The following is a 21353-nucleotide window of genomic DNA, read 5'->3' as shown; positions in this document are numbered from 1 at the left end:
CGCACACCCGGCTACCGGCAGCCGTCCACCCGCCCAGCCCAGGGAGCGCCATGAGTTCCACGAGTCCCACCGCGCCCAGACGCGGCCCCGCCCTGTCGAGACCGGGCCCCACCACGCCGAGCCCCTGGCTCGCGCTCATCGCCCTGTTGGCCCTCGTCATCGGCCTCGGCCTCACCACGCCGCACCGCGCGACCGCGCAGGCGGATCCGAAGCCGGCGGCGGCCCCCTTCCGTGTCCTGGTCTTCTCCAAGGTCACGAACTTCCCCCACGACTCGATCCCCGCGGGCGTCGAGGCCATCAAGAAGCTCGGAACCGAGAACGGCTTCGAAGTGGAGGCCACCGACGACGCGGCCGCCTTCACCGACACCAATCTCGCCCGCTTCCAGGCCATCGTCTTCAACAACACCAACTCCACCCCGGAGAAGGGTGACCTGCTCGACGCCGCGCAGCGCGCGGCCTTCCAGAAGTACGTCCGCGCGGGCGGCGGCTGGGTCGGTCTGCACGCGGCGTCGGCCAGTGAGCGGGACTGGAGCTGGTACGAGGGTCTGGTCGGCGCGATCTTCGACAAGCACCCCGAGGTGCAGACCGGGCGGATCAAGGTGCTCGACCACGCGCACCCCTCCACCAAGGGCCTCCCGGAGCTCTGGGAGCGCACGGAGGAGTGGTACAACTGGCGCGCCAATCCGACCGGGAAGGTGCACACGCTCGCGCAGGTGAAGGTGCGCGACGGTGTGAACGGCCTTGACGAGGGCGTCGACCAGCCGTGGTCCTGGTGCCAGAACTATGACGGCGGGCGCTCCTGGTACACGGCGGGCGGGCACGCGAAGTCGGCCTTCCAGGAAGAGGGCTTCCTGAAGCACCTGCTGGGCGGCATCGAGTGGGCCGCGGGCAACAAGCCGGGCGACTGCACCGCCACCAAGACCGGCGCCTTCCAGCGCACGCCGCTCGCCACGAACGACCTGGCCGACCCCTTCGAGCTCGCCGTCGCCCCGGACCGCCGGGTGTTCTTCGTCCAGCGCACCGGGAAGCTGAAGATCATCGACCAGGAGACGCTGAAGGTCTCCACGGCGCTCGACTTCGACTACACCCCCGAGATGACGAGCCAGTCGGACGGGCTGCTCGGCCTCGCGCTCGACCCGAAGTTCCAGGACAACCACTGGGTCTATCTCCTGAACTCCGACAAGACCGAGAAACGCATCAACCTCTCCCGCTTCACCGAAGCGGGCGGGAAGGTCGATCCGGCCACGGAGAAACGCATCCTGACCATTCCCACCTTCCGTGGCGAAGGCCGGGCGAACTCGCACATGGCGGGCTCCATCGCCTTCGACAAGAAGGGCGACCTGTACATCGCGACGGGTGACAACACCGACCCGTTCGCGTCGGACGGATTCGCCCCGATCGACGAGCGTGAAGGCCGCCGCGCCTGGGACGCACAGGGCACCTCCGGCAATACGAACGACCTGCGCGGCAAGGTCCTGCGCATCTCGCCGAAGGACGATGGGACCTATTCCGTGCCGGAGGGGAATCTCTTCGCGCCGGGGACCGACAAGACCCGTTCCGAGATCTACGCGATGGGCATGCGCAACCCCTTCCGCATCACCACGGACCCGTTGAGCGGCGCCCTGTTGATGGCGGACTACGGGCCCGACGCGAAGGGTGCCGTCGCGGATCGCGGCCCCGAGGGGACCGTTGAGTACAACCGCATCACCAAGGCGGGCAATTACGGCTGGCCCTACTGCATCGGCAACAACACCCCGTTCAACGACTACGACTTCGCGACCAAGAAGTCCGGCGCGAAATTCGACTGCGCGAAGATCGTGAACGACTCGCCGAACAACACGGGTCTGCGTGATCTGCCGCCGGCCCAGGCCGCGGACGTCTGGTACGCCTACTCCGCCTCCGAGCAGTTCCCCGAACTCGGCACGGGTGGCGGCGGCCCGATGAGCGGTCCCGTCTACGACTACGACGCCGACAACACGTACAAGACGAAGTTCCCCGAGTACTTCGAGGGGAAGTGGTTCAACTACGAGCTGACCAGGCAGTGGTTCAAGGTCTTCTCCATGCAGGAGAAGGACCAGACGTTCACCGATCCGCGCTTCGAGCCGGCCGAGGCGGGCGATCTGAACTCGATCAACTCCATTTTCCCGGACATGAAATGGAACCAGCCCTTCGACGCCGACTTCGGCCCTGACGGGGCGATGTACGTCATCGACTTCGGGCTCGGCAGCGGCACGGGCCGTGGCGGCGGCAACGAAGGCGCGGGCATCTACCGCATCGACTACGTGGCGGACGGCCGGCTGCCGGACGCCCGCGTCACGGCCACCCCGGACAACGGCGCCGCGCCCCTGGAGGTGAAGTTCTCCAGCGAGGGTTCGGGGCTGCCGGACGACAAACCCGTCACGTACGCGTGGGACTTCGACGGCAACGGCACGACCGACTCGACCGAGGCCAACCCGACGCACACGTACACCGAGAAGGGGCAGTTCAGCGCGCGGCTGAAGGTCACGGGCCCTGACGAGCTGAGCGGTCTCGCCGTCCAGGAGGTCACCGTCGGGAACACCCGGCCGGTGGTCACCATCCAACAACCGCCCAACGGCGGGACGTTCAGCTTCGGCGACACGATTCCGTTCAAGATCAAGGTGACCGACAAGGAGGACGGGAAGATCGACTGCAAGCGGGTCGTCGTCCAGTCCCAGCTCGGGCACGACACCCATCTGCATCCGTTGGACAACTACACCGGCTGCGCGGGCGAGATCGTGACGGACGCGGGCGACAGCCACGGTCCCGGCCAGAATCTCTACTACGGGATCACGGCCCAGTACGAGGACAAGGGCGCGTCCGGCGTGCCCGCGCTGACAGGTTCCTCCTCGCTGACGCTGCGGACCTCCTACCGCGAGGCCGAGCACCGGACCGCGACCGGTGGCGCGCACGGCGGGGTGGACATCGGGGATCGCGCGGACGCCTCCGGCGGCAAGCGGCTCATCGAGATCGAGAACGGCGACTGGGTGTCCTTCGACCCGGTGAACCTCAAGGGCGTCGACTCCGTCACGGTGGGCGCGGCTTCGGCGGGGCTCGGCGGTGACATCGAGTTCCGCGCCGGATCTCCCACGGGCAAGCTGCTGGGCAAGGTGAGCGTGCCGAACACGGGCGGCTGGGGCAACTTCATCTCGCCGACCACCGAGCTGGCCGGCCACGACGGCACGACGAAGCTGTACGCCGTCTTCACCAACCCCGAGTGGTCGCCGGAGAAGGCCGACCTCCTGACGGTCGACTGGCTGCACTTCAACGGCCCCGGAGTGGAGAAGAGGACCGGCGCGAAGGTCACGGTCAAGGCGGCTCCGGCCGACGGCACCGCGCCTCTCGCCGTGAAGCTCACGAGCACGGTGCAGCTCCCCGAGGGCCGCACCGCGGCCTCGTACCACTGGGACTTCGGCGACAACGCCAAGCCTTCGGGGACGGAGACCGGCAGCGCCGAGCACAGTTACGCGCGCAAGGGCTCGTACACGGCGCATCTGACGGTGACCGACGACAAGGGCGACACGACGACCGGCGCGGTCCGGATCACGGCGAAGTGAGGGGGCGACCATGACAGCCATGAGGAGAAACGGTCTCAACGGGACCAGACGTGCCTTTCTCGGTACGTCGTTGGGTCTTGCGGCAGGGGTCGGTACCGCACTGCCCGCGCGCGCGGTTGACGCGTCACGGTGCCGACGCATCCCTCGCGGGGGCATTGGCATGCATCTCTACACGATGCGTGATGTCCTCGCCCGGGACTTCGCGGGCACGCTGGAGCAGCTCGCCGACATCGGTTACGCGACGGTGGGCGTGAGCGGCCGGCACGGGAACAGCGCGGCCGACATCCGGCGGATGCTCGACGCGGTGGACCTGAAGGCGGTCCTCGAACACGTCGCGTACGACACGCTCAAGGGCAGCGGGCTTCCCCAGGCTCTGGACGATCTGCACACCCTCGGCGCGAAGTGGCCGGTGGTGCCGAGTCTGCCGGGCGCGCTGCACACGCCGGACGGATTCCGGGAAGCGGCACGGCAGTTCAACCGCATCGGGCAGGCGTCGCGCGACGCGGGGCTCGGCCCGGTGCTGTTCCACAACCACGGCACGGACCATGTGGTGGTGGACGGCACGAGCCTGTACGACATCCTCGTCACCGAGACCGACCCGCATCTGGTCGGCTTCGAACTGGACGTGTACTGGGCGGCGAAGGGCGGCGCGGATCCGGCGACGTACTTCGTTCGGCACCGGCGGCGCTTCCCCGCGCTCCATGTGAAGGACATGGCTCCGGACGGCGGCTTCGCCGACGTCGGCTCGGGGACGCTGGACTTCGCCGCGATGTTCGACCACGCGCGCGTGGGCGGCGTCAAGCAGTGGCTGGTGGAGCACGACAGCCCCACCGATCCGTTCGCCACGGCGCGGAACAGCTACGCGTATCTGGCGGCGTTGCGGTACTGAGCGGTGCGTTACTGAGCGCCGCGTTGCCGCAGTACCGGGTCCGGCCGGGGTGTGCCCGAACCGGCCACCTTCTTGAAGAAGAGGGTGGTCGGGTGGAGCACCCCGGCCGGATCGGTCGCGTAGTCCGGAATGACCCCGGCAGCCGTCCAACCCCCGGACCGGTAGAGGGACTCGGCGGGGCTGCCGGTCTCGGTGTCCAGGATCATCAGGGTCACGCCCGCGTCGGCCGCCGCCTGTTCCGCCGTGGCGAGGAGGGTGCGGGCAAGGCCCCTCCCGCGCGCGGAGCTGTGGACCATCAGCTTGAGGATCTCGGCGCGGTGTCTGCCGTTGGGCTTGTCCACGAACCAGATGCTGATGGTGCCGGTGACCCGTTCGCCGTCGCGCGCCGCCCAGACGGCGAGCCGCCCGTCGGCCACGGCCGGGGCAAGGCCCCGCCACCAGTCGGCGGCGGACGCCCTGTCCAGGGGTGCGAGGAAGCCGAGGGACGAGCCGCCCTTCACGACGTCGGCGAGCAGTGCGCCCAAGTCGACCGCGGAAGCGACAAGTTGATCCGAGGAGAGGCGTGTCGGCGCCTCAGTCGCGCGCCCGGTCCTCATCGCGCGACCACCACCAGGGCGTACCGCACGGCCCGCTCCCCCACGCACCGGAACCGCGTCGGCCCCCACAGCCGGAAGCGCAGACAGTCCCCGGTGTCCAAGACGTGCGGCTCACCCTGCACGGTGAGCTCCAGCGCCCCTTCGAGCACCCAGATGTGCTGTTCGATGCCGGGCACGGGAGGCCTGTCGTACGCCACGTCCGCGCCCGGCTCCAGGCGGCCCTCGACGAGTTCGCCGCGCAGCCCGGCGTGCGGTGGCGACACCGACCTCCGTACGAAGCCGGACGCGCTGTCGGTCCACACGCCCTGCTCGCCCGCGCGTACCAGCTGCGCGGGCTCGGCCTCCACTTCGCTCAGGAGCTGCGACATGGTGCGTTGGTAGACGGCGCAGAGACGGTTCAGGAGGGATGCGGTGGGGCTGATCTCGGCGCGTTCGGCCCGGGACAGGGTGGAGCGGCTCACGCCGCTGCGGTCCGCCAACTCGCCCAAGGACCAGCCGTGTTCCGCGCGCAGCTCGGCCAGGCGGGTGGCGAGCCGGTCGTCGACGCCATCGTGTTCCATATTCGGCACGCTATCCCGAATATGAGACGTGGGGCAATCGGCACCGCCCGCGGCTCACGCCTCACTCGTGCGCGGACACCGCCCCCAGCAGCTCGCGGATACGCCCGGTGGCCTCGCGGAACTCCGCTGTCGCCAGCGTCGTCGCGTACGAACGCTCGGCAGGAAGGCCGACGTCGATGATCTCCGTGATCGTGCCGGGGCGCGGGCTCATCACGACGACGCGATCCGCCAGGTAGACGGCCTCGGGGATCGAGTGGGTCACCAGGAGCACCGTCGTTCCGGTCTCGCGCCAGATCCGGTTCAGCTCGACGTTCATCTGCTCGCGCGTCAGCGCGTCGAGCGCCCCGAAGGGCTCGTCCATGAGCAGGACCGGTGGCTCGTGCAGCAACGCCCGGCAGAGCGCGACGCGTTGTTGCATGCCGCCGGACAGCTCGTGCGGATAGGCGTCCTCGAAGCCGCCGAGTCCGGTCATGCGGATCAGTTCGTCGGCACGCGCGCGTGCCTCGGCTCCGGGGATTCCTCGCATCTCCGCCTGGAGCAGGATGTTGCGGCGTGCGGTGCGCCAGTCGAGGAGCGCCGCCCGCTGGAACACGTAACCGATGTCGCGGCGGGGCCCGCGCACCTGCTCGCCACCCAGAAGCACGTCGCCCGAGGAGGGCGCGAGGAGGCCGGCGATCAGCTTCAGGAGGGTGGACTTGCCGCAGCCCGAAGGCCCGACGATCGCCACGAACTCGCCCGCGCCGACACTGAGCGAGACGTCCCGCAACGCGGTGACGTCCTTCTTCTTCGTACGGAAGCGAACGGCGACGTCATCGAGGCGTACGGCGGTCGGCCGTGCCTCCCCCGCGGGCGCCCCCGCTGTCGCGCGTGGCTCGTCACTCATCTTGAGAGTCGCATCCTTGGCCATTCCTCTGCCGCCCCTCAGCCCTTGATGCCCTTGGCCGCGTCCCAGTACTCGGCGACGGGCTTGGCCTTCTTGACCATGCCCGCCTCCGCGAAGACGTCGATGGTCTGCTGCCAGTCCGCCTCGGTGTTGGCGCCCGGCGCCTTCCCCTTCGTGGCATCGGTGTGCAGCAGGGTCAGCGTCGTCTTGAACTGCTCGGACAGCACGTCCTTGGGCGGCAGTTGCTCGGATGCGCCCTCCATCGAGGCGACCGCGGGCTCCGGGTTCTTCTCTGCGGCCGCCCACGACTCGCTGACCGCGGCGGTCATGCGCTTGGCCAGATCACCCCTGCCCTGAAGGGTCTTGGGCCCGGCGATGAGGCCGTTGGAGTAGAAGTTGAGGCCGTTCTCGGAGAAGCGCAGATACGAGACGTCCTTCTTGGCCTTGTTCTGCATGGTGGGGCCCTGGTCGCTCGCGTACCCGAGCAGCGCGTCCGTCTTTCCGGAGATCACCGCGGCGATCTTGCCCGCCGGGTCGGTGTTCTGGACCTTGACGTCGGAGAGCTCCATGTCGTTCTTCGCGAGGAAGATCGGGAACGTCTTGGTGAGCGCGTCGCCCGCCGTACCCGCGATCGTCTTGCCCTTGAGGTCGGCGGGGGACTTGACGCCCTGGGCCTCGAAGAACTGCACCGAGGCGGGCGTCGTCTGCAGGAACACTCCCAGGCTCTTCACCTTGACGCCCTGGTCGACACCCGCGAGCACCGCCGGGGTGTCCGCCCAGCCGAAGTCGGTCTGGCCGGCGCCGGTGGCCTGCACCGTCTTCTGCGATCCCTGGCCCGCCCTGATGTCGACGTCGATGCCGTGCTTCTCGAAGATCTTCTGCTGCTTGCCGTAGTAGAACGGCGCGTGTTCGCCGTACGGGTACCAGTTGAGCGTCAGCGTCACCTTGTCGAGCTTCTTGCCGGAGTCGCTGGTGCTCGTCTTGTCGTCATCGCCGCCGCAGGCCGTCGCGGTCACCGCGACAAGGCTCAGGGGGACGAGGCCGGTGAGCAGTCTGCGCGCGTGCATGGAACGGCCCTTCTTCGCGTACGACGGACATGGCTGGGGGCTAGGGGGCTTGCGGGAGGCTGGGCGTGGGCGTGGGTCAGTACGCCGTGGTGGCGGCCGCGTCCCTGCGGCTCGCGTGCCACGGCAGGAGCAGATGCTCGGCGATCTCGACGAGCACGAAGAGGACGACGCCGATCAGCGACATGACGAGCAGCCCCGCGAAGAGCATCGGGGTGTCGAGGTTTCCGTTGGCCTGGAGGATCACGTATCCGAGGCCTTCGTTCGCGCCGACGAACTCGCCCACGACGGCACCGGTCACGGCGAGCGTGACGGCCACCTTGAGGCCGGAGAAGAGATGCGGCAGCGACGCCGGGAAGCGGATCTTCAGGAAGGTCTGCCAGGGCCGTGCGCCCATGGTGGCGGAGAGCTGGAGCATCTCCGGGTCGACGGCCTTCAGGCCCGTCACCATCGAGATGACGACGGGGAAGAAGGCGATGAGCACGGCGATGAGGATCTTCGGGGCGATGCCGAAGCCGAGCCAGACGACGAAGAGCGGAGCGATGGCGATCTTCGGGACGACCTGGGCGAAGAGGAGGATCGGGTAGAGCGTCTTCTCGACGGTCGTCGAATAGACCATGAGGACCGCGGAGAGGATCCCGACGCCCACGGCGATGACGAAGCCGAGCAGGGTCTCGTACGTGGTGACCCAGCTGTGCTGCCAGAGGTAGTCGGGCTTGTCGAGGATCACGTCGAGGGTCGCGCCGGGCGAGGGCACGAGGTACGCCTCGACCATCTCGGTGGCGGCGACGAGCCACCAGGCGCCGAAGCAGACGAGCAGCAGGACGAGCGGCCGCCAGCTCTTCTCGGCCGCCTCGGCGGTACGTTGCCGCAGGGTGGGGCGGCTGCGTTCGGCAACGCCCTCGGTCTTCACGGGAGTTGCCTGCAGTGCGCTCTGGCTCACGGTGAACTCCCCTGGCAGTCAACGAACTTCGGAGGCGGGTACGGAGCTTCGATGGTGCCGGAAACCGCTTTCAGAAAGCGCTTTCTGATAAGGTGACCGCCACGCTAATGACTGGCTGACCGCAGGGTCAATAGGTCGGCTCGAAGTTTCGCGGGGCGAGACGAAGGGGGCGCGGTGGCGCTGGGGCGGGAGCAGGGATCCGGGGCGGGTCGGGGGTACGGGGGGCTGCCTGGAGGGGGGTCGCCCGGAGGGGGGCCGGGACACCCGGATGCGCCTGGAGCGGGGCGGGGGCAGGCGGTTGCGCCTGGAGCCGGGCGGGGGCAGACGGTTGCCCCGGGAGCCGGGCGGGGGCAGGCGGATGCCCCGGGAGCCGGGCGGCGGGAGCAGGCGGATGCCCCGGGAGCCGGGCGGCGGGAGCAGGCGGATGCCCCGGGAGCCGGGCGGGGGCAGGCGGATGCCCCGGGAGCCGGGCGGGGGCAGGCGGATGCCCCGGGAGCCGGGCGGGAGCAGGCGGATCCGCCTGGAGCCGGGCGGTCCCGTGAGCAGCTGGCCGCGGCCCCCGGGCGTGGACGCGAGGGCGGGTCGCACGTCACGCTGCACGCCGTGGCCAGTACCGCCGGGGTCTCCCCCGCCACCGCTTCGCGGGCCCTGAACGGTACGACGCGCGTGCGCGAGGACCTGCGGCGTCGGGTGCTCGAAGCGGCGGATCGACTCGGCTACATCCCCAACGCCCATGCGCAGGCGCTCGCCAGCTCATCGAACAACACCGTGGGCGTCATCTGCCACGACGTGGGCGACCCCTACTTCGCGGCCATCGCGAGCGGGGTCATGGCCGCAGCGGCCGAACAGGACCTACTCGTCATGCTGGCCAGCACGTTCCGCGCTCCCGCGCGGGAGATCGCGTACGTCTCGATGCTGCGGGCGCAGCGGGCGCGGGCGATCCTGCTGATCGGCTCGGGCTTCCAGGACCCCGCGTGGGAACGGGCGTTGGAGTCCGAGCTCGCCCCCTACATACGAGACGGTGGCCGCGTCGCCGTGGTCAGCCGGCACCGCAGCCTCCGCGTGGACACGGTGCAGCCCGAGAACCGGGCGGGGGCAGCGGCGTTGGCGCGGGCTCTACTGACCCTGGGCCACCGGGAGTTCGCCGTACTCACCGGCCCCGAACGCCTCACCACGGTCGCGGACCGCCTGGCCGGCTTCCGCGCGGCACTGGCCGAGGCCGGCGTCGCCCTCCCCCCGGAGCGGATCGTGGAGGGCGCCTTCACGCGTGACGGCGGCCATGCGGCGGCGCTCGAACTGCTGCGGCGGGGGCAGCGGCCCACGTGCGTCTTCGCGGTGACGGACGTGATGGCCGTGGGGGCGTTGGGCGCCCTGCGCGAGCGGGGGCTCCGGGTTCCGGACGACGTATCGCTCGCGGGCTTCGACGACATCCCCCTGGTCAGGGAACTCACCCCGCCCCTGACCACCGTGGCACTGCCCCTGAAGCAGATGGGCCGAGACGTCATGGCCCTGGCACTGCGCGAACGGGCGGCGAGGTCGCGGGTCGAGAGGGTGCGGGGGGAGGTTGTGCTGCGGGCCAGCACGGTTTCGCCGGGGTAGGGTCCGGCGTTTCGGCTTCCCAGGGTCAGGCCCCCCTGGGCCCAGGGGGGGGCGACAGTATCCGGGCCGAGGGCATGATGGGCGACGCCGGTGCATGCCAGGCGGCAGCCGGACGCACGGCCGACCACTTGCCGGAAGCCGCCGGGCCACGGCCATGCGCTTGCCGGACGCTGGACGGGCGAAGGCCATGCGCACGCCAGTCGCCTGCCGACCCGCCAGCCGTACGAGGGCAAGCCCATGCCGGGCGCAAACCAGTCGCTCGTCGCGCGCCTGCCCAGCACGTAACCGCAGCCCCGCCCCCGGACGATTGACCCCACCCTCACATCACCATCCGGCCAGGCCACTCCCCCTCACCCCCCACCAGCTCCCCCTGCCCGGACTCCGGCAGTGCCGCCGCCCGCAAGTGGTCGGCGAGTGCCTCTGTCGACGGGGACGGTGGGGGGGTCTTGGCGCCCCATGCCAGTAGGTGCTGCCTTCGGGCCCAGGGGTCCTGTAGTTCGCAGATGTCGAGCGGCCTGCTCGGGTCGATGGCGTGGCGTGGGACCACCGCGAGGCCGACGCCCGCCGCCGCGAGCGCGACGACCGCGTTGAGGTGGGCAACGCTGGTCCGGTGGCGTGCCACCGGGGCGTGCGGGCCGAGGTGCTTTTCGATCCAGCGCCCCAGCGATGAGTCGGAGGAGAGGCCGACCAGCGGGTGTTCCGCCGCCTCGCGGTAGGTCAGTTCGGTCCGGCCCGCGAGGATGCCGCCCGCCTGGCCGATCACGACGAGGGAGTCGTCGCCCAGCGGCTCCATCACCAGGCCGCAGTCGCGGGCCTCGTCGTCGACGACCACGCCCAGGTCCGCCTCGCCGTCCGCGAGCCTCCGCACGGTCTTGGGCGTACGGCTCTCGGACACCGTGACGTCGACGTCCGGGTGCGCCCGGAGGAACGAGATCAGGGCGCGCGGCACAAGACGGTGCATCGCGGAACCGCCGACCAGCAGCGTCAGCGGAGCGGCCGGAGAGCGGCTGTACCCCGCGACGGCACTCTCGAGCCGCACCGTCTGGGCGAGGACCTCGCGCGCGTGCCGGGCGAGCGTGGTCCCCGCCGGGGTGGGGCGTACGCCCCTCCGCCCGCGGATCAACAGCTCCACACCGGCCTGCTGTTCGAGGGAGCGCACCCTGGCGCTGGCCGAAGGAAGGCTCAGGTGCATACGGCGGGCGCCTGCCGTGATCGACCCCTCCGTCACGATGTCGAGAAAGAGCCGCAGATCGTCCAGGTCGTAGCGCACCCTTGGGAGCCTATGGCACAGCCTTAGGCTGGGTACACCGATAACGCATTGTGGGCCCACCGGCCACGGGCCGATGCTCGGCGGGTGGCAGAACTTCTCCTCGTACTGGTGGCAGGTGTCACCGCCGGAGCGTTGAACTCCGTCGGCGGCGGAGGCACGTTCGTGGCGCTGCCCGCCCTCGTCGCGGTCGGCCTGTCCCCCGTGTCGGCGAACGCGACCTCGACCATCGCCCTCGTGCCCGGAGCCGTGGCAAGCGGGTGGGTCTACCGACGCGAACTCGCCCCGCTCGGGGCGACGTCCACGAAAGCGCTGACCACGGTCAGCGTGGTCGGGGGCGGGCTCGGCGCCGCCCTGCTCCTCGTGCTCCCCGCGGCGTCGTTCGACGCCGCGGTGCCGTGGCTGCTCGCGTTCGCCACGGTGATCCTCGCCTTCGGCCGCCGCCTGTCCCGCGCGGTGAGCGGCAGGCTCGGCCGCGAGCTCGGCATCGGCGCGCGGGGCGTACTGGCAGGCCAGTTCTGCCTCGCTCTGTACGGGGGATACTTCGGCGGGGCCGTAGGCATCATGATGTTCGCCCTGTGGGGCATCGGCCTCGGCCTCGACACCGCGGCCGGCAATCCGATGCGGGTCACGCAGATCGCGGCCATCAATCTCAGCGCGAGCGCCCTGCTCCTCGTCGCCTCGGACGCGCTGAGCGCTCCGCTCACCCTCGCCACCATGCTGGTCGGTGCGCTGGCCGGCGGCTTCACCGGCGCCCACTTCGCCCGCCGCCTCTCCGACCGACTGCTGCGCGGCATCATCCTGACCTCCGCCGTGACGATGACCGTCCTGTATTTCGTACGCGATGTGCGTGGTTGAGGCCGATCGACATGACCGACCAGGACTGCACGGACGCGGCCCGAGCGCGCCTCGCGATGGCCTACGAGGCGTGCGAGCTGGCCCGGCTCGCGCGTGCCGCCGTACCGGTCGGCGAGCACGAGCTGCATCCCGACGGCGCAGGCCGCGCCCCCGGATCGGTGCTTGCCGACGCCGCCCACGTGCTCAGGGCCGCGCACCGGTTCTTCGAGGCCGCCGCCGCGTGCGAGCGTCTCGGCGGCGCGAGCTGGCAGGTCGTCGGCGACGCCCTGGGTGTGGACGCGCGGACGGCTCGGACACGCTTCGCCGCGGCCGAGTCCCGTTTCCGGGAGGAACTGCGCTCGCCCGGTCAGGCCACCGGCGCCCTCGACGGCACGGGCTGGTGGCGCGCCTACACGGCGGGCAACCCCCTGGAGGCGGCACGCGACCTCGACGACTGGGTCCTGCGTCACGAGGAGGCGGACGGAGATGTAGACGGGGATGCGGACGGGGACGGGGACCGCGACCCCTCACCCGTCTCGGGAGGGCTGGCTCGGTACCTCAATTCGATCTCGCCGGAAGGTAGTTGAATCGCTGCACCAACTAGCGCTTCTCAACGGTGAGTTGATGCCAACTGGATCGACACCCGCACGCAGTCACCGCCCCGCGGTCACCCCGCCGCTTCCCCCAGCGCGTCGAGCACCGGGCGGATCAGCGGATGCTCCTCCGCCCCGCAGCGCACCGCGGCGAAGACCCGGCGGGTGGGAGCGGCGCCCTCCACCGGGCGGATCACCACCCCAGAAACGTCCATCCCCCGCAGCGCCGAGCGGGGCACGAGCGCCACGCCCGCGCCGGCCGACGCCAGGGCGACCACCGCACGGAAGTCATCCGACCAGTGTTCGAGCAGAGGCTGGAAGCCCGCGGCCTCGCAGGCGAGGATCACCACGTCATGGCAGGGGTTGCCGACGAAGGGCCCGATCCAGGCGTCCTTGGCCAGCTCCGCGAGCGGCACACGCTCCGCGTCCGCGAGGCGGTGCGCCTCCGGGAGCACGGCGTCGAACGGCTCCGCGTACAGCGGGACGCGCGTCAGCCGCGGATCGTCGGCGCCCGGCGCGCCCCGGTACTCCACCGCGACGGCGACGTCGACCTGCCGGTCGAGCACCATCGGCAGGCTCGCGTCGCCCTCCGCGTCCTGGACCCGCACGCGGATGCCGGGCGCGGCGGTCGCAAGGCGCACGAGCGCGGGACCGACCACCAGGGCGATCCCCGTGGCGAAGGACGCCACGGTCACCGTCCCCGCCGCGCCCGAGCTGTACGCGGCCAGCTCCGCCTCGGCCCGTTCCAGCTGGGCGAGGACCGCGTTCGTGTGGGAGAGCAGGATCTCGCCCGCCGGGGTCAGCCTGACCCCGCGGGCACCCCGCTCGACCAGGCGGTGGCCGGTCTCCTGCTCCAGGGCGGTCAGCTGCTGGGAGACCGCGGACGGCGTGAGATAGAGCGCGGCGGCAGCGGCCGTGACCGTGCGGTGGTCGGCCACCGCACGGAGGATGTGCAGCCGCCGCGCTTCGATCATGGGGTCGATTGTCCCAAACCGCGGGGCCCACCGACACCAGCGGTCCGGCCGAGCCCCTCGGTCACCCGAGGGTGTCCGGCACCGTCAGGCGTCCAGCTCCGCCCGCGCCGCCACGAACGCGTCCACCGCACGGTTCACGTCCTCCGTGGAGTGCGCGGCCGACAGCTGGACGCGGATACGGGCCGCGCCCTGCGGCACCACCGGGTACGAGAAGCCGATCACGTACACGCCGCGCTCCAGGAGCAGCTCGGCCATGCGGCCCGCGACCGAGGCGTCGCCGATCATCACCGGGGCGATCGCGTGGTCGCCCGGCAGGATGTCGAAGCCCTCCTCGGTCATCCGCGAGCGGAACAGCGCCGTGTTCGCGGCGAGGCGCTCGCGCAGCTCGCCCGCCGACTCCAGGAGGTCGATGACCTTCAGCGAGGCCGCCGCGATCACCGGGGCGAGCGTGTTCGAGAAGAGGTACGGGCGCGAGCGCTGGCGCAGCAGCGCGACGATCTCCGCGCGGGCGGCGACGTAGCCGCCGGAGGCGCCGCCGAGCGCCTTGCCGAGCGTGCCCGTGATGATGTCGACGCGGTCCATGACGCCGTGCAGCTCGGGCGTGCCGCGACCGCCGGGGCCGACGAAGCCGACGGCGTGCGAGTCGTCGACCATCACCATCGCGTCGTAGCGCTCGGCGAGGTCACAGATCTCCCGCAGCGGGGCGACGTACCCGTCCATGGAGAAGACGCCGTCGGTGACGATCAGCTTCCGGCGGGCGCCGCCCTCGGAGGCCTCCTTCAGCTGCTGCTCCAGGTCGGCCATGTCGCGGTTGGCGTACCGGAAGCGGCGGGCCTTGCTCAGCCGGATGCCGTCGATGATCGACGCGTGGTTGAGGGCGTCGGAGATGACCGCGTCCTCGGCGCCGAGCAGCGTCTCGAAGACTCCGCCGTTGGCGTCGAAGCAGGACGAGTAGAGGATCGTGTCCTCCTGGCCGAGGAACGCGGACAGGCGCCCTTCGAGCTCCTTGTGCACCTCCTGCGTACCGCAGATGAAGCGCACGGACGCCATGCCGTAGCCCCAGCGGTCCAGGGCCTCGTGCGCGGCGGCGATCACCTCGGGGTGGTCGGCGAGGCCGAGGTAGTTGTTCGCGCAGAAGTTCAGTACCTCACCGGGGCGGCCTCCCGCGGTGACGGCGACCGTGGCGGACTGCGGGGTGCCGATGACGCGCTCGGGCTTGTGCAGGCCCGCGGCGCGGATCTCGTCGAGGGTGGCCTGGAGATCGTCCCGTACGGAGTCGAACATGGTGACTTCCTTTAAAGAAGAGGTCGGTCAGGAGGTCAGAAGGGGTTCAGGAGGTCCAGTCGAGGATGACCTTGCCGCCGCGGCCGCTCGCCGCGTCGTCGAAGGCCGCCTCGAAGTCACGGTGGCCGTAGCGCCCGGTGATCACGGGGGCGAGGTCGAGGCCGCCTTCGAGCAGGACGGACATGGCGTACCAGGTCTCGAACATCTCGCGGCCGTAGATGCCTTTGATCGTGATCATGGACGTGACGATCCGGGACCAGTCGACGGCGAACTCCTCGGCCGGCAGACCGAGCATGGCGATCTTGCCGCCGTGCGTCATGTTGGCGAGCATGTCGCGCATCGCGACGGGGTTGCCGGACATCTCCAGACCGACGTCGAATCCCTCGCGCAAGCCCAGTTCGCGCTGCCCCTCGGCGATCGAGGTCTCGGCGACGTTCAGCGCCAGGCTCGCGCCGACCTTGCGGGCGAGCTCCAGACGCTCCTCGCTGACGTCGGTGATGACGACGTTGCGGGCGCCCGCGTGCCGGGCGACGGCGGCGGCCATCAGGCCGATCGGCCCCGCGCCGGTGATCAGCACGTCCTCGCCGACCAGCGGGAAGGACAGCGCGGTGTGCACCGCGTTGCCGAACGGGTCGAAGATCGCGGCCACGTCGAGATCGACGGGCACGCGGTGCACCCACACATTGGCGGCCGGCAGCGCGACGAGCTCGGCGAACGCTCCGTCCCTGCCGACGCCGAGGCCGACCGTGGCGCGGCACAGGTGGCGGCGGCCCGCCTGGCAGTTGCGGCACTTGCCGCAGACGAGGTGGCCCTCGCCGCTGACCCGGTCGCCGATCTTGATGTCGGCGACGTCACGCCCGGTCTCCACGACCTCGCCGACGAACTCGTGCCCGACGACCAGCGGCGCCGCGATCGCCTGCTGCGCCCAGCCGTCCCAGGCCCGGATGTGCAGATCGGTCCCGCAGATCCCGGTGCGCAGCACCTTGATCAGGACGTCCCCGTGGCCGATGACCGGCTCCGGTACGTCCATCAGCCGGAGACCCGGCTCCGCTTTCTCCTTGACCAGCGCCTTCAACGCAGCGGCTCCTGTCGTACGTCGCTTCTTCCACCGACGACACAGGAATCTTCCCTACGGCGGCGCCCTGGTCCATCGAGGATTTCTTAAGCGCCGCCGCAGCTTTCCTTCAGGCCGCCCCTTCAGGCCGTTCTTCAGGCCCGGCTCTGACCCCGCTCGAAGTAGGCGACCAGCTCCGGGTCCAGGTCCGGCACCTCACGCGGCGTGCCCCCGTCCCGGAGCGACTGCGTGGCGCGCACGCCCGCCGCCACCGCCATCCGGGCCGCGACCGGCGAGGTGTCGGTGCGCCCTCCCTCGCGCACGAACCGTACGAACTCCTCGATGAGGAGCGGGTCGGAGCCGCCGTGCCCGCCCTCGTCCTGGGAGTCGGGCACCGCGTACTCGGCGTCGGCTTCGGGGCGGTAGGTCGAGCGGCGCGTGTTCCAGACCTTCACCACTCCCCCTGGGCCGTCGCCGAAGTTCTCCAGGCGGCCCGCGTCCCCGATGACGGTGTAGTTGCGCCAGTAGTCGGGGGTGAAGTGGCACTGCTGGTAGGAGGCCAACACCCCGTTGTCCAGGCGCATGTTGACGAGGGAGACGTCCTCGACGTCGATGACGGGGTTGAGGTCACGCTGGGTGTGCGGCGGCCAGTGGCCGTCCTTGGTGTACCAGTCGTCCGACTTCGGCTCGCCCGGCGCGCGGCGGTGCGGATTGTCGCCGTAGACCATGAGGTCGCCGAGAGCCTGCACCTGGCGCGTGTAGCCGCCCGCGAGCCAGTGCAGTACGTCGATGTCGTGGGCGGCCTTCTGGAGCAACAGGCTGGTGGTGTGCTGCCGTTCGGCGTGCCAGTCCTTGAAGTACCAGTCGCCTCCGTAGGCGACGAAATGGCGCACCCAGACCGTCTTGACCTCGCCGATGTCTCCGCGGCGGATGATGTCGCGCATCAGCCTGACCACCGGCATGTGGCGCATGTTGTGGCCTACGTAGAGGCGCGTTCCCGTCTCGTGGGCGGTCCGCAGGATCTCGTCGCAGGCCTCGATGCCGATTTCCAGCGGCTTCTCCACGAAGACGGGCTTCTTCTCGCGCAGCGCCTCGCAGGCGAGCTGTGCGTGGGTGTGGTCCGGGGTGAGGATCACGACGGCGTCGACGTCCGGGTCCTCGATGACCTTGCGGTGGTCGGTGGATATCAGTGCTCCGGGGAAGGCCACGGCCGCCTCCGTCCTCGCGGTGACGTCGAGGTCGGCGAGCGCGGTGACGCGGGAGCCCGCGCCCGGCCGGTGTGCGGTGCGGGCGAGCGAACCGCGCAAGCCGTAGCCGAGGACGCCGAGACGGAGGTCGGTCATGGTGTGCCTTTCCGTACCAATACCTGTGCACATGCCTGTGCGGGTGCGGGTGTTGCTATGTCCGTGCAGGATGCACGAGCACGTGGGCGAGCGCCACGCGTCCCGTGCCGGTGAGCTTGATCCTTATGTATCTGGCTTCCGCGTCCGTGTCGAGGAGTGTGGGCCGAAGTGCTCGTCCGGTGACGTGCAGGGTCGTGGCGTCGGAGAAGTCCGCGGTCCTCGCGAGCTGCACGTCGAAGTCGGCCGTGGTCATGGAGGTGTCGTTCCAGATCTCGACCTGCCCCACGCGGCGCGTACCGCCGAGGTCCACCTGCCACCAGGCGCCCGGTTGCGAAAGGGTTCGGGTGTCGGTCGAGGTGTCCCCGTCGGTGGCGTACGCCGCCGCCGCGCCGTCCGTGGAGGACTGGGACGCCGTGCCCGCGCGGGCGAGGTCGGGGCGCAGCTGCTCGGCCGGCGCTCCGTGCGCACCCGCGCGGGCGGCCACGGCGAGCGCCCTCGACGGCAGCCGGTCGAGCTTGGTGTGGTTGTCCTTCATCGTCGATCCGGTGCCCGTGAGGGCCGGGGCGTCGGTGTCGGTCCAGTTGCCGGTCGCGTGGTTCCGGACGCCGTAATCGGCCCAGTTGGAGACCCACTTGTAGCCGACGCGGGTGATGACGTTGCCTTCGACGCGGATGTACGAGGACTGCTCGTCGAGGTAGATGCCGTTGCCGTCGCGTTCGGTGTTCCCGTAGGCGGAGCGGTTGATGTAGTTGCCGGAGACGACCGTGCCGGGCTGGGGGCGCCCTGCGTGTAGATGGCGCCGCCGTCGTGCTGGGCGTGCTCGACGCGCATCACGTTCGTGATCCGGTTGGCCGTGATCCGGTTGTCGCGCAGGACGGACTTCCGGGCCTCGGGCTGGTTCCAGCCCCAGCCGACGGAGATCCCCGAGTAGGGCAGGTCGTCGAGGGTGTTGTGGTCGACGCGCAGCCCGGCCTCGTATCCGGCCCAGATGCCCACCGCGTCGGTGTACTCGACGCCGGTGCGCCGGATCGTGTTGTACGCGACCGTGTTCCGCTCACCCGCGAGGTCCGCACCCGGCTTCGGCTCGGTGCCGCCGACGTAGACGGCACCGGACGACAGATCCGTGAAGCGGGAGCCGGTGACCGACGAGTCCTTGGTGCCCGCCTCGAAGATGACTCCGGCGCCGCCGAGCCGCGTGAACTCGGCCCCGGTGATGCTCACATGGCGGCCACCACGGACCGTCAGCGCCGCGCTCGGTTTGGTGTAGTGGCGGCCCGCGTGATCGACCGGGCCGCTCGCTCCGGTGAGGGTGAGACCGGCTTGCGTGCCCGCGTAGCCCTCGTCGGTGGAGGGCTGGGCGTACGCGGCGTGGGCGAAGCCGATGCCCTGGACCCGGAGGTCGTGGGCACCGTCGACGACCATGAGGCGCTCGGTCACCGGGGTGAGCACGCGCGCGTGGCGCATGTCCTCGCCCTTGCGCGGGAGGTAGGTGACGGTGCGGTCGGTGGCGTCCCAGACGAACTCGCCGGATTTGTCGAGGAGTTCGCGTGCGTTCTCGAAGAAGGCGACCTGCGAGAAGCGGGAGGAGTCGACGGTGGTGGAGTCCCAGGCGGGGCCCGTACGGTTCGTGCCGCTGGCGGAGTTGGCCCAGCAGGGCTGCGCGAAGGTCATCCGGTCGCCGGCCACGGAGGCGATACGGCAGTGGTAGTCGCGCCAGCGGATCTTGATGACGGCCTCCGCGCCGGTAGGGCGCCGCCACTTGTCGATCCCGGTGGCGGTGGCCCCTGTCATGCCGGTCTTCGTCGCGTCACAGGTGGTCGCCGGGCAGGCGTCGCCCCGCCCCCGCACGGCCCGCTTTCCGTCCACGAACAGCTGGCGCGGGGTGACCCCTTCGGGGACGTCGGCGGTCCAGGTGGCGTCGGCGGCTTCGGACCATCCCGTGAGCGCGCGGCCACCGGAGAACACGGGCTCGGCGCCGCGCGCGGCGGTCCAGGTGACGGTGTGCCCGTCGCGCCCGGAGTCGGCCGCGCCCAGTTCGAGCGGCTCACTCATCTCGTAGGTTCCGTCGGCGAGTTCGACGCGTATGTCCCGTCCGCTGATGGTGCGGGCGGCGTCACGCGCGGCCTGCGGGGAGCAGGGCCGGGCGGCGGTGCAGGCTTCTCCCGATCCGTCCGGGGCCACGTGGAGGATCTTGGGTCCGGGGGCGGCCTGAGCGGCTTGGGCGGCCTGAGCAGCTTGGGCGGCGCTCTGCGGTGCGATGACGGCCGCGAGCGCCGCGAGGGCGAATGCCCCCACGATCATGCGGGGCGGCTTCACTTCGCGACACCCCAGTCCGGGTGGCCCGGCATGGGCGGGTTGTCGAGGTCGAACAGCCAGTGCTCGAGGAACGTGCCGACCGCGTCGTCACCGGTGACCTCGACGGCGTTGTCGATGAAGTCCTGGGTGGAGGCATTGCCGTGCCGGTGTCCGGTCAGCCACGCCTTCATGACGGCATCGAACTTCTCCTGCCCGATCTGCTGGTGGAGGGCGTAGAGGGAGACGGCCGAACCGTCGTAGATGTTGAAGCCGCCGAGTCCGGTGGGCTTTCCGGGCGGCCCGTCGGTCTTGCGGACCGCGTCGAGCTCGGCGTACGCGGTCTTCATCTTCTCCTCGATGGGCTGAAAGCCCTTCTGGTCCGCCCACACAGCCGCGTAGTAGACGGCGGGTCCTTCGTTCAGCCAGGCGTCCTGCCAGGTCGCGGGGGTGACGGAGTCGCCGAACCACTGGTGGGTCAGCTCGTGCACCATGGTGGTCGAGTAGGTGGGCTTGTCGAACCACGAGGGGCCGAAGAGCGAGAGGGTCTGGTTCTCCAGCGCGTCGCTGTAGCCGTCCCGCACGATCTGCACGCCGTACGTGTCGAACGGGTAGCGCACACCGAGGGTCTTCTCCAGCCACGCCAGTTGCCCGCCGGTCTCCTCGGCGATGGGCTTGTACTTGGCCTGCTGGTCCTCGGGGACGAGGTGGCGCAGTTTCACTCCGTGGGGTCCGCGTCCGTACACGTAGGTCTGCTTGTTGACGGAGATGCCCAACAGCTCGGGCGCCATGGGGGACTTGAGTGAGAAGTCCCAGGTCTTCCTGGCCCCGGCGTCGCGGGTTCCGGTGAGGTTGCCGTTGGCGCCGGGCGTCCAGCCGTCGGGGGCGGTGAGGTGGAAGGACCAGGTGGCCTTGTCGGAGGGATGGTCGTTGACCGGCGCGAAGGTGTCGGCGCGGGAGGCCTGGGCGGCGGAGGCGAAGCCACCGTCGGACATGTGACGCCAGCCCGGCTGGCTGATCGGCTTGGTCTTTCCGTTGCCGTGGTAGGTCAGCTCGACGTCGAAGGCACGGCGGTCGCGCAGACCGCCCGCCGGGGTGACGGTGAGCTCCTGGCCGCTCTGTCCTGGCGTGCTCGCCCAGGTGGCCTTCTTGCCGTTGACCTGCACGGCGTCGATGGCCAGCGAGTCGACGTCGAGGTTGAAGGACGACAGGTCCTGGGTGGCTCTCGCCTTGATCTTCATGGTGCCGGTGAAGTCGTACGTCACCGGCGTGAAGTCGAAGGAGAGATCGTAATGGCGGACGTCGTAGCCGCCGTTGCCGAGCGTCGGGAACAACGGGTCGCCGACGCCGTCCGCGCCCGGGGCCGGGTCGAAGGGCGCCGCATGGGCGGGGAGGGCGAGCGCGAGGGTGGCGGCCGCGGCTGCGGACGCCGTCGCGGCACGGACGGTGCGAGTACTGCGAGCACGTACGGTTCGGGTCCTGTTCTCAGCCATGGGGTCGCAACGTAGTAATCGCTTACCGTCAGCGTCAACACCGACCTCGCCACTCCGAGGCCTGGCACGGACAGAAAGAACGTAGAAAGATGCCGCACCCCCTTGCC

General features: G+C 70.5%; 18 protein-coding genes. 5 read left to right on the top strand and 13 right to left on the bottom strand.

The window, feature by feature from the left end:
- The first annotated feature begins 50 nt into the window (after positions 1–50).
- The gene (locus ACIBCK_RS18680; RefSeq protein ID WP_399391485.1) at positions 51–3575 is read left to right on the top strand and encodes a ThuA domain-containing protein; all 3525 of its coding nucleotides are present in this window, start codon (positions 51–53) and stop codon (positions 3573–3575) included.
- Between the two features lie 19 nt (positions 3576–3594).
- Positions 3595–4464, top strand: a complete 870-nt coding sequence (locus ACIBCK_RS18675) for a sugar phosphate isomerase/epimerase family protein (RefSeq protein ID WP_399391483.1) — start codon at positions 3595–3597, stop codon at positions 4462–4464.
- Positions 4465–4472: 8 nt separating this feature from the next.
- On the opposite strand, the gene ACIBCK_RS18670 is transcribed toward ACIBCK_RS18675, so the two are convergent.
- The 5 genes from ACIBCK_RS18670 to ACIBCK_RS18650 form a co-directional block, all read right to left on the bottom strand.
- The gene (locus ACIBCK_RS18670) at positions 4473–5060 is read right to left on the bottom strand and encodes a GNAT family N-acetyltransferase (protein WP_399391481.1); all 588 of its coding nucleotides are present in this window, start codon (positions 5058–5060) and stop codon (positions 4473–4475) included.
- Positions 5057–5620, bottom strand: coding sequence for a helix-turn-helix domain-containing protein (locus tag ACIBCK_RS18665; RefSeq protein WP_399391479.1), 564 nt, complete (start codon positions 5618–5620; stop codon positions 5057–5059). Before ACIBCK_RS18665 ends, ACIBCK_RS18670 begins: the two co-directional genes overlap by 4 nt.
- Positions 5621–5681: 61 nt before the next feature.
- Positions 5682–6503 (bottom strand): ABC transporter ATP-binding protein, encoded by an 822-nt coding sequence (locus tag ACIBCK_RS18660; RefSeq protein WP_399391477.1) that lies wholly within the window; start codon positions 6501–6503, stop codon positions 5682–5684.
- Positions 6504–6541: 38 nt separating this feature from the next.
- On the bottom strand, positions 6542–7570 hold the full coding sequence (locus ACIBCK_RS18655; RefSeq protein WP_399391475.1) for an ABC transporter substrate-binding protein: 1029 nt from the start codon (positions 7568–7570) through the stop codon (positions 6542–6544).
- Between the two features lie 76 nt (positions 7571–7646).
- Positions 7647–8510 carry an ABC transporter permease gene (locus tag ACIBCK_RS18650; protein ID WP_399391472.1) on the bottom strand — a complete coding sequence of 288 codons (864 nt, stop codon included), beginning with the start codon at positions 8508–8510 and terminating at the stop codon, positions 7647–7649.
- Between the two features lie 603 nt (positions 8511–9113).
- On the opposite strand from ACIBCK_RS18650, the gene ACIBCK_RS18645 reads away from it, so the two are divergent.
- Positions 9114–10109, top strand: a complete 996-nt coding sequence (locus ACIBCK_RS18645; RefSeq protein ID WP_399391471.1) for a LacI family DNA-binding transcriptional regulator — start codon at positions 9114–9116, stop codon at positions 10107–10109.
- 319 nt (positions 10110–10428) lie between these two features.
- Here the strand turns inward: ACIBCK_RS18645 and ACIBCK_RS18640 are convergent, their stop codons facing one another.
- The gene (locus ACIBCK_RS18640) at positions 10429–11379 is read right to left on the bottom strand and encodes a LysR family transcriptional regulator (RefSeq protein ID WP_399391469.1); all 951 of its coding nucleotides are present in this window, start codon (positions 11377–11379) and stop codon (positions 10429–10431) included.
- Positions 11380–11463: 84 nt separating this feature from the next.
- Here ACIBCK_RS18640 and ACIBCK_RS18635 point away from each other — a divergent pair, with 84 nt between their 5' ends.
- Both ACIBCK_RS18635 and ACIBCK_RS18630 read left to right on the top strand, forming a co-directional pair.
- Positions 11464–12234, top strand: coding sequence for a sulfite exporter TauE/SafE family protein (locus ACIBCK_RS18635; RefSeq protein ID WP_399391467.1), 771 nt, complete (start codon positions 11464–11466; stop codon positions 12232–12234).
- Positions 12235–12245: 11 nt separating this feature from the next.
- The gene (locus ACIBCK_RS18630; protein WP_399391465.1) at positions 12246–12800 is read left to right on the top strand and encodes a hypothetical protein; all 555 of its coding nucleotides are present in this window, start codon (positions 12246–12248) and stop codon (positions 12798–12800) included.
- Between the two features lie 80 nt (positions 12801–12880).
- Here the strand turns inward: ACIBCK_RS18630 and ACIBCK_RS18625 are convergent, their stop codons facing one another.
- The 7 genes from ACIBCK_RS18625 to ACIBCK_RS18595 form a co-directional block, all read right to left on the bottom strand.
- On the bottom strand, positions 12881–13780 hold the full coding sequence (locus ACIBCK_RS18625) for a LysR family transcriptional regulator (protein WP_367046787.1): 900 nt from the start codon (positions 13778–13780) through the stop codon (positions 12881–12883).
- Between the two features lie 84 nt (positions 13781–13864).
- Entirely contained in the window at positions 13865–15064 is a 1200-nt protein-coding gene (locus ACIBCK_RS18620) for a glycine C-acetyltransferase (RefSeq protein WP_399391463.1), read from the bottom strand.
- A 46-nt stretch (positions 15065–15110) separates the two neighbouring features.
- Positions 15111–16139 carry an L-threonine 3-dehydrogenase gene (gene tdh / locus ACIBCK_RS18615; RefSeq protein WP_399391462.1) on the bottom strand — a complete coding sequence of 343 codons (1029 nt, stop codon included), beginning with the start codon at positions 16137–16139 and terminating at the stop codon, positions 15111–15113.
- 134 nt (positions 16140–16273) lie between these two features.
- Positions 16274–17461, bottom strand: coding sequence for a Gfo/Idh/MocA family protein (locus tag ACIBCK_RS18610; RefSeq protein ID WP_399391460.1), 1188 nt, complete (start codon positions 17459–17461; stop codon positions 16274–16276).
- A 55-nt stretch (positions 17462–17516) separates the two neighbouring features.
- Positions 17517–17996, bottom strand: a complete 480-nt coding sequence (locus ACIBCK_RS18605) for a discoidin domain-containing protein (RefSeq protein ID WP_399391458.1) — start codon at positions 17994–17996, stop codon at positions 17517–17519.
- On the bottom strand, positions 17993–19762 hold the full coding sequence (locus ACIBCK_RS18600) for a right-handed parallel beta-helix repeat-containing protein (protein ID WP_399391456.1): 1770 nt from the start codon (positions 19760–19762) through the stop codon (positions 17993–17995). The genes ACIBCK_RS18605 and ACIBCK_RS18600 overlap by 4 nt, the downstream gene beginning before the upstream one ends.
- A gap of 11 nt (positions 19763–19773) precedes the next feature.
- Entirely contained in the window at positions 19774–21246 is a 1473-nt protein-coding gene (locus tag ACIBCK_RS18595) for a M1 family metallopeptidase (protein ID WP_399391454.1), read from the bottom strand.
- Between the last annotated feature and the right edge of the window lie 107 nt (positions 21247–21353).

Origin of the sequence: Streptomyces sp. NPDC051218 (assembly GCF_044455475.1) — a bacterium.
Taxonomy (GTDB): Bacteria; Actinomycetota; Actinomycetes; order Streptomycetales; family Streptomycetaceae; genus Streptomyces.
The sequence above is the reverse complement of the archived record's forward strand: the minus strand, read 5'-3'. Positions and strand labels throughout refer to the sequence as shown.

Coding starts and splice junctions, on each gene's coding strand:
- ACIBCK_RS18630 (WP_399391465.1), top strand. CDS start 12,246: ATGACCGACCAGGACTGCACGGACGCGGCCCGAGCGCGCCTCGCGATG.
- ACIBCK_RS18655 (WP_399391475.1), bottom strand. CDS start 7,570: ATGCACGCGCGCAGACTGCTCACCGGCCTCGTCCCCCTGAGCCTTGTC.
- ACIBCK_RS18675 (WP_399391483.1), top strand. CDS start 3,595: ATGAGGAGAAACGGTCTCAACGGGACCAGACGTGCCTTTCTCGGTACG.
- ACIBCK_RS18680 (WP_399391485.1), top strand. CDS start 51: ATGAGTTCCACGAGTCCCACCGCGCCCAGACGCGGCCCCGCCCTGTCG.
- ACIBCK_RS18660 (WP_399391477.1), bottom strand. CDS start 6,503: ATGAGTGACGAGCCACGCGCGACAGCGGGGGCGCCCGCGGGGGAGGCA.
- ACIBCK_RS18620 (WP_399391463.1), bottom strand. CDS start 15,064: ATGTTCGACTCCGTACGGGACGATCTCCAGGCCACCCTCGACGAGATC.
- ACIBCK_RS18600 (WP_399391456.1), bottom strand. CDS start 19,762: ATGATCGTGGGGGCATTCGCCCTCGCGGCGCTCGCGGCCGTCATCGCA.
- ACIBCK_RS18610 (WP_399391460.1), bottom strand. CDS start 17,461: ATGACCGACCTCCGTCTCGGCGTCCTCGGCTACGGCTTGCGCGGTTCG.
- ACIBCK_RS18665 (WP_399391479.1), bottom strand. CDS start 5,620: ATGGAACACGATGGCGTCGACGACCGGCTCGCCACCCGCCTGGCCGAG.
- ACIBCK_RS18595 (WP_399391454.1), bottom strand. CDS start 21,246: ATGGCTGAGAACAGGACCCGAACCGTACGTGCTCGCAGTACTCGCACC.
- ACIBCK_RS18625 (WP_367046787.1), bottom strand. CDS start 13,780: ATGATCGAAGCGCGGCGGCTGCACATCCTCCGTGCGGTGGCCGACCAC.
- ACIBCK_RS18670 (WP_399391481.1), bottom strand. CDS start 5,060: ATGAGGACCGGGCGCGCGACTGAGGCGCCGACACGCCTCTCCTCGGAT.
- ACIBCK_RS18605 (WP_399391458.1), bottom strand. CDS start 17,996: ATGAAGGACAACCACACCAAGCTCGACCGGCTGCCGTCGAGGGCGCTC.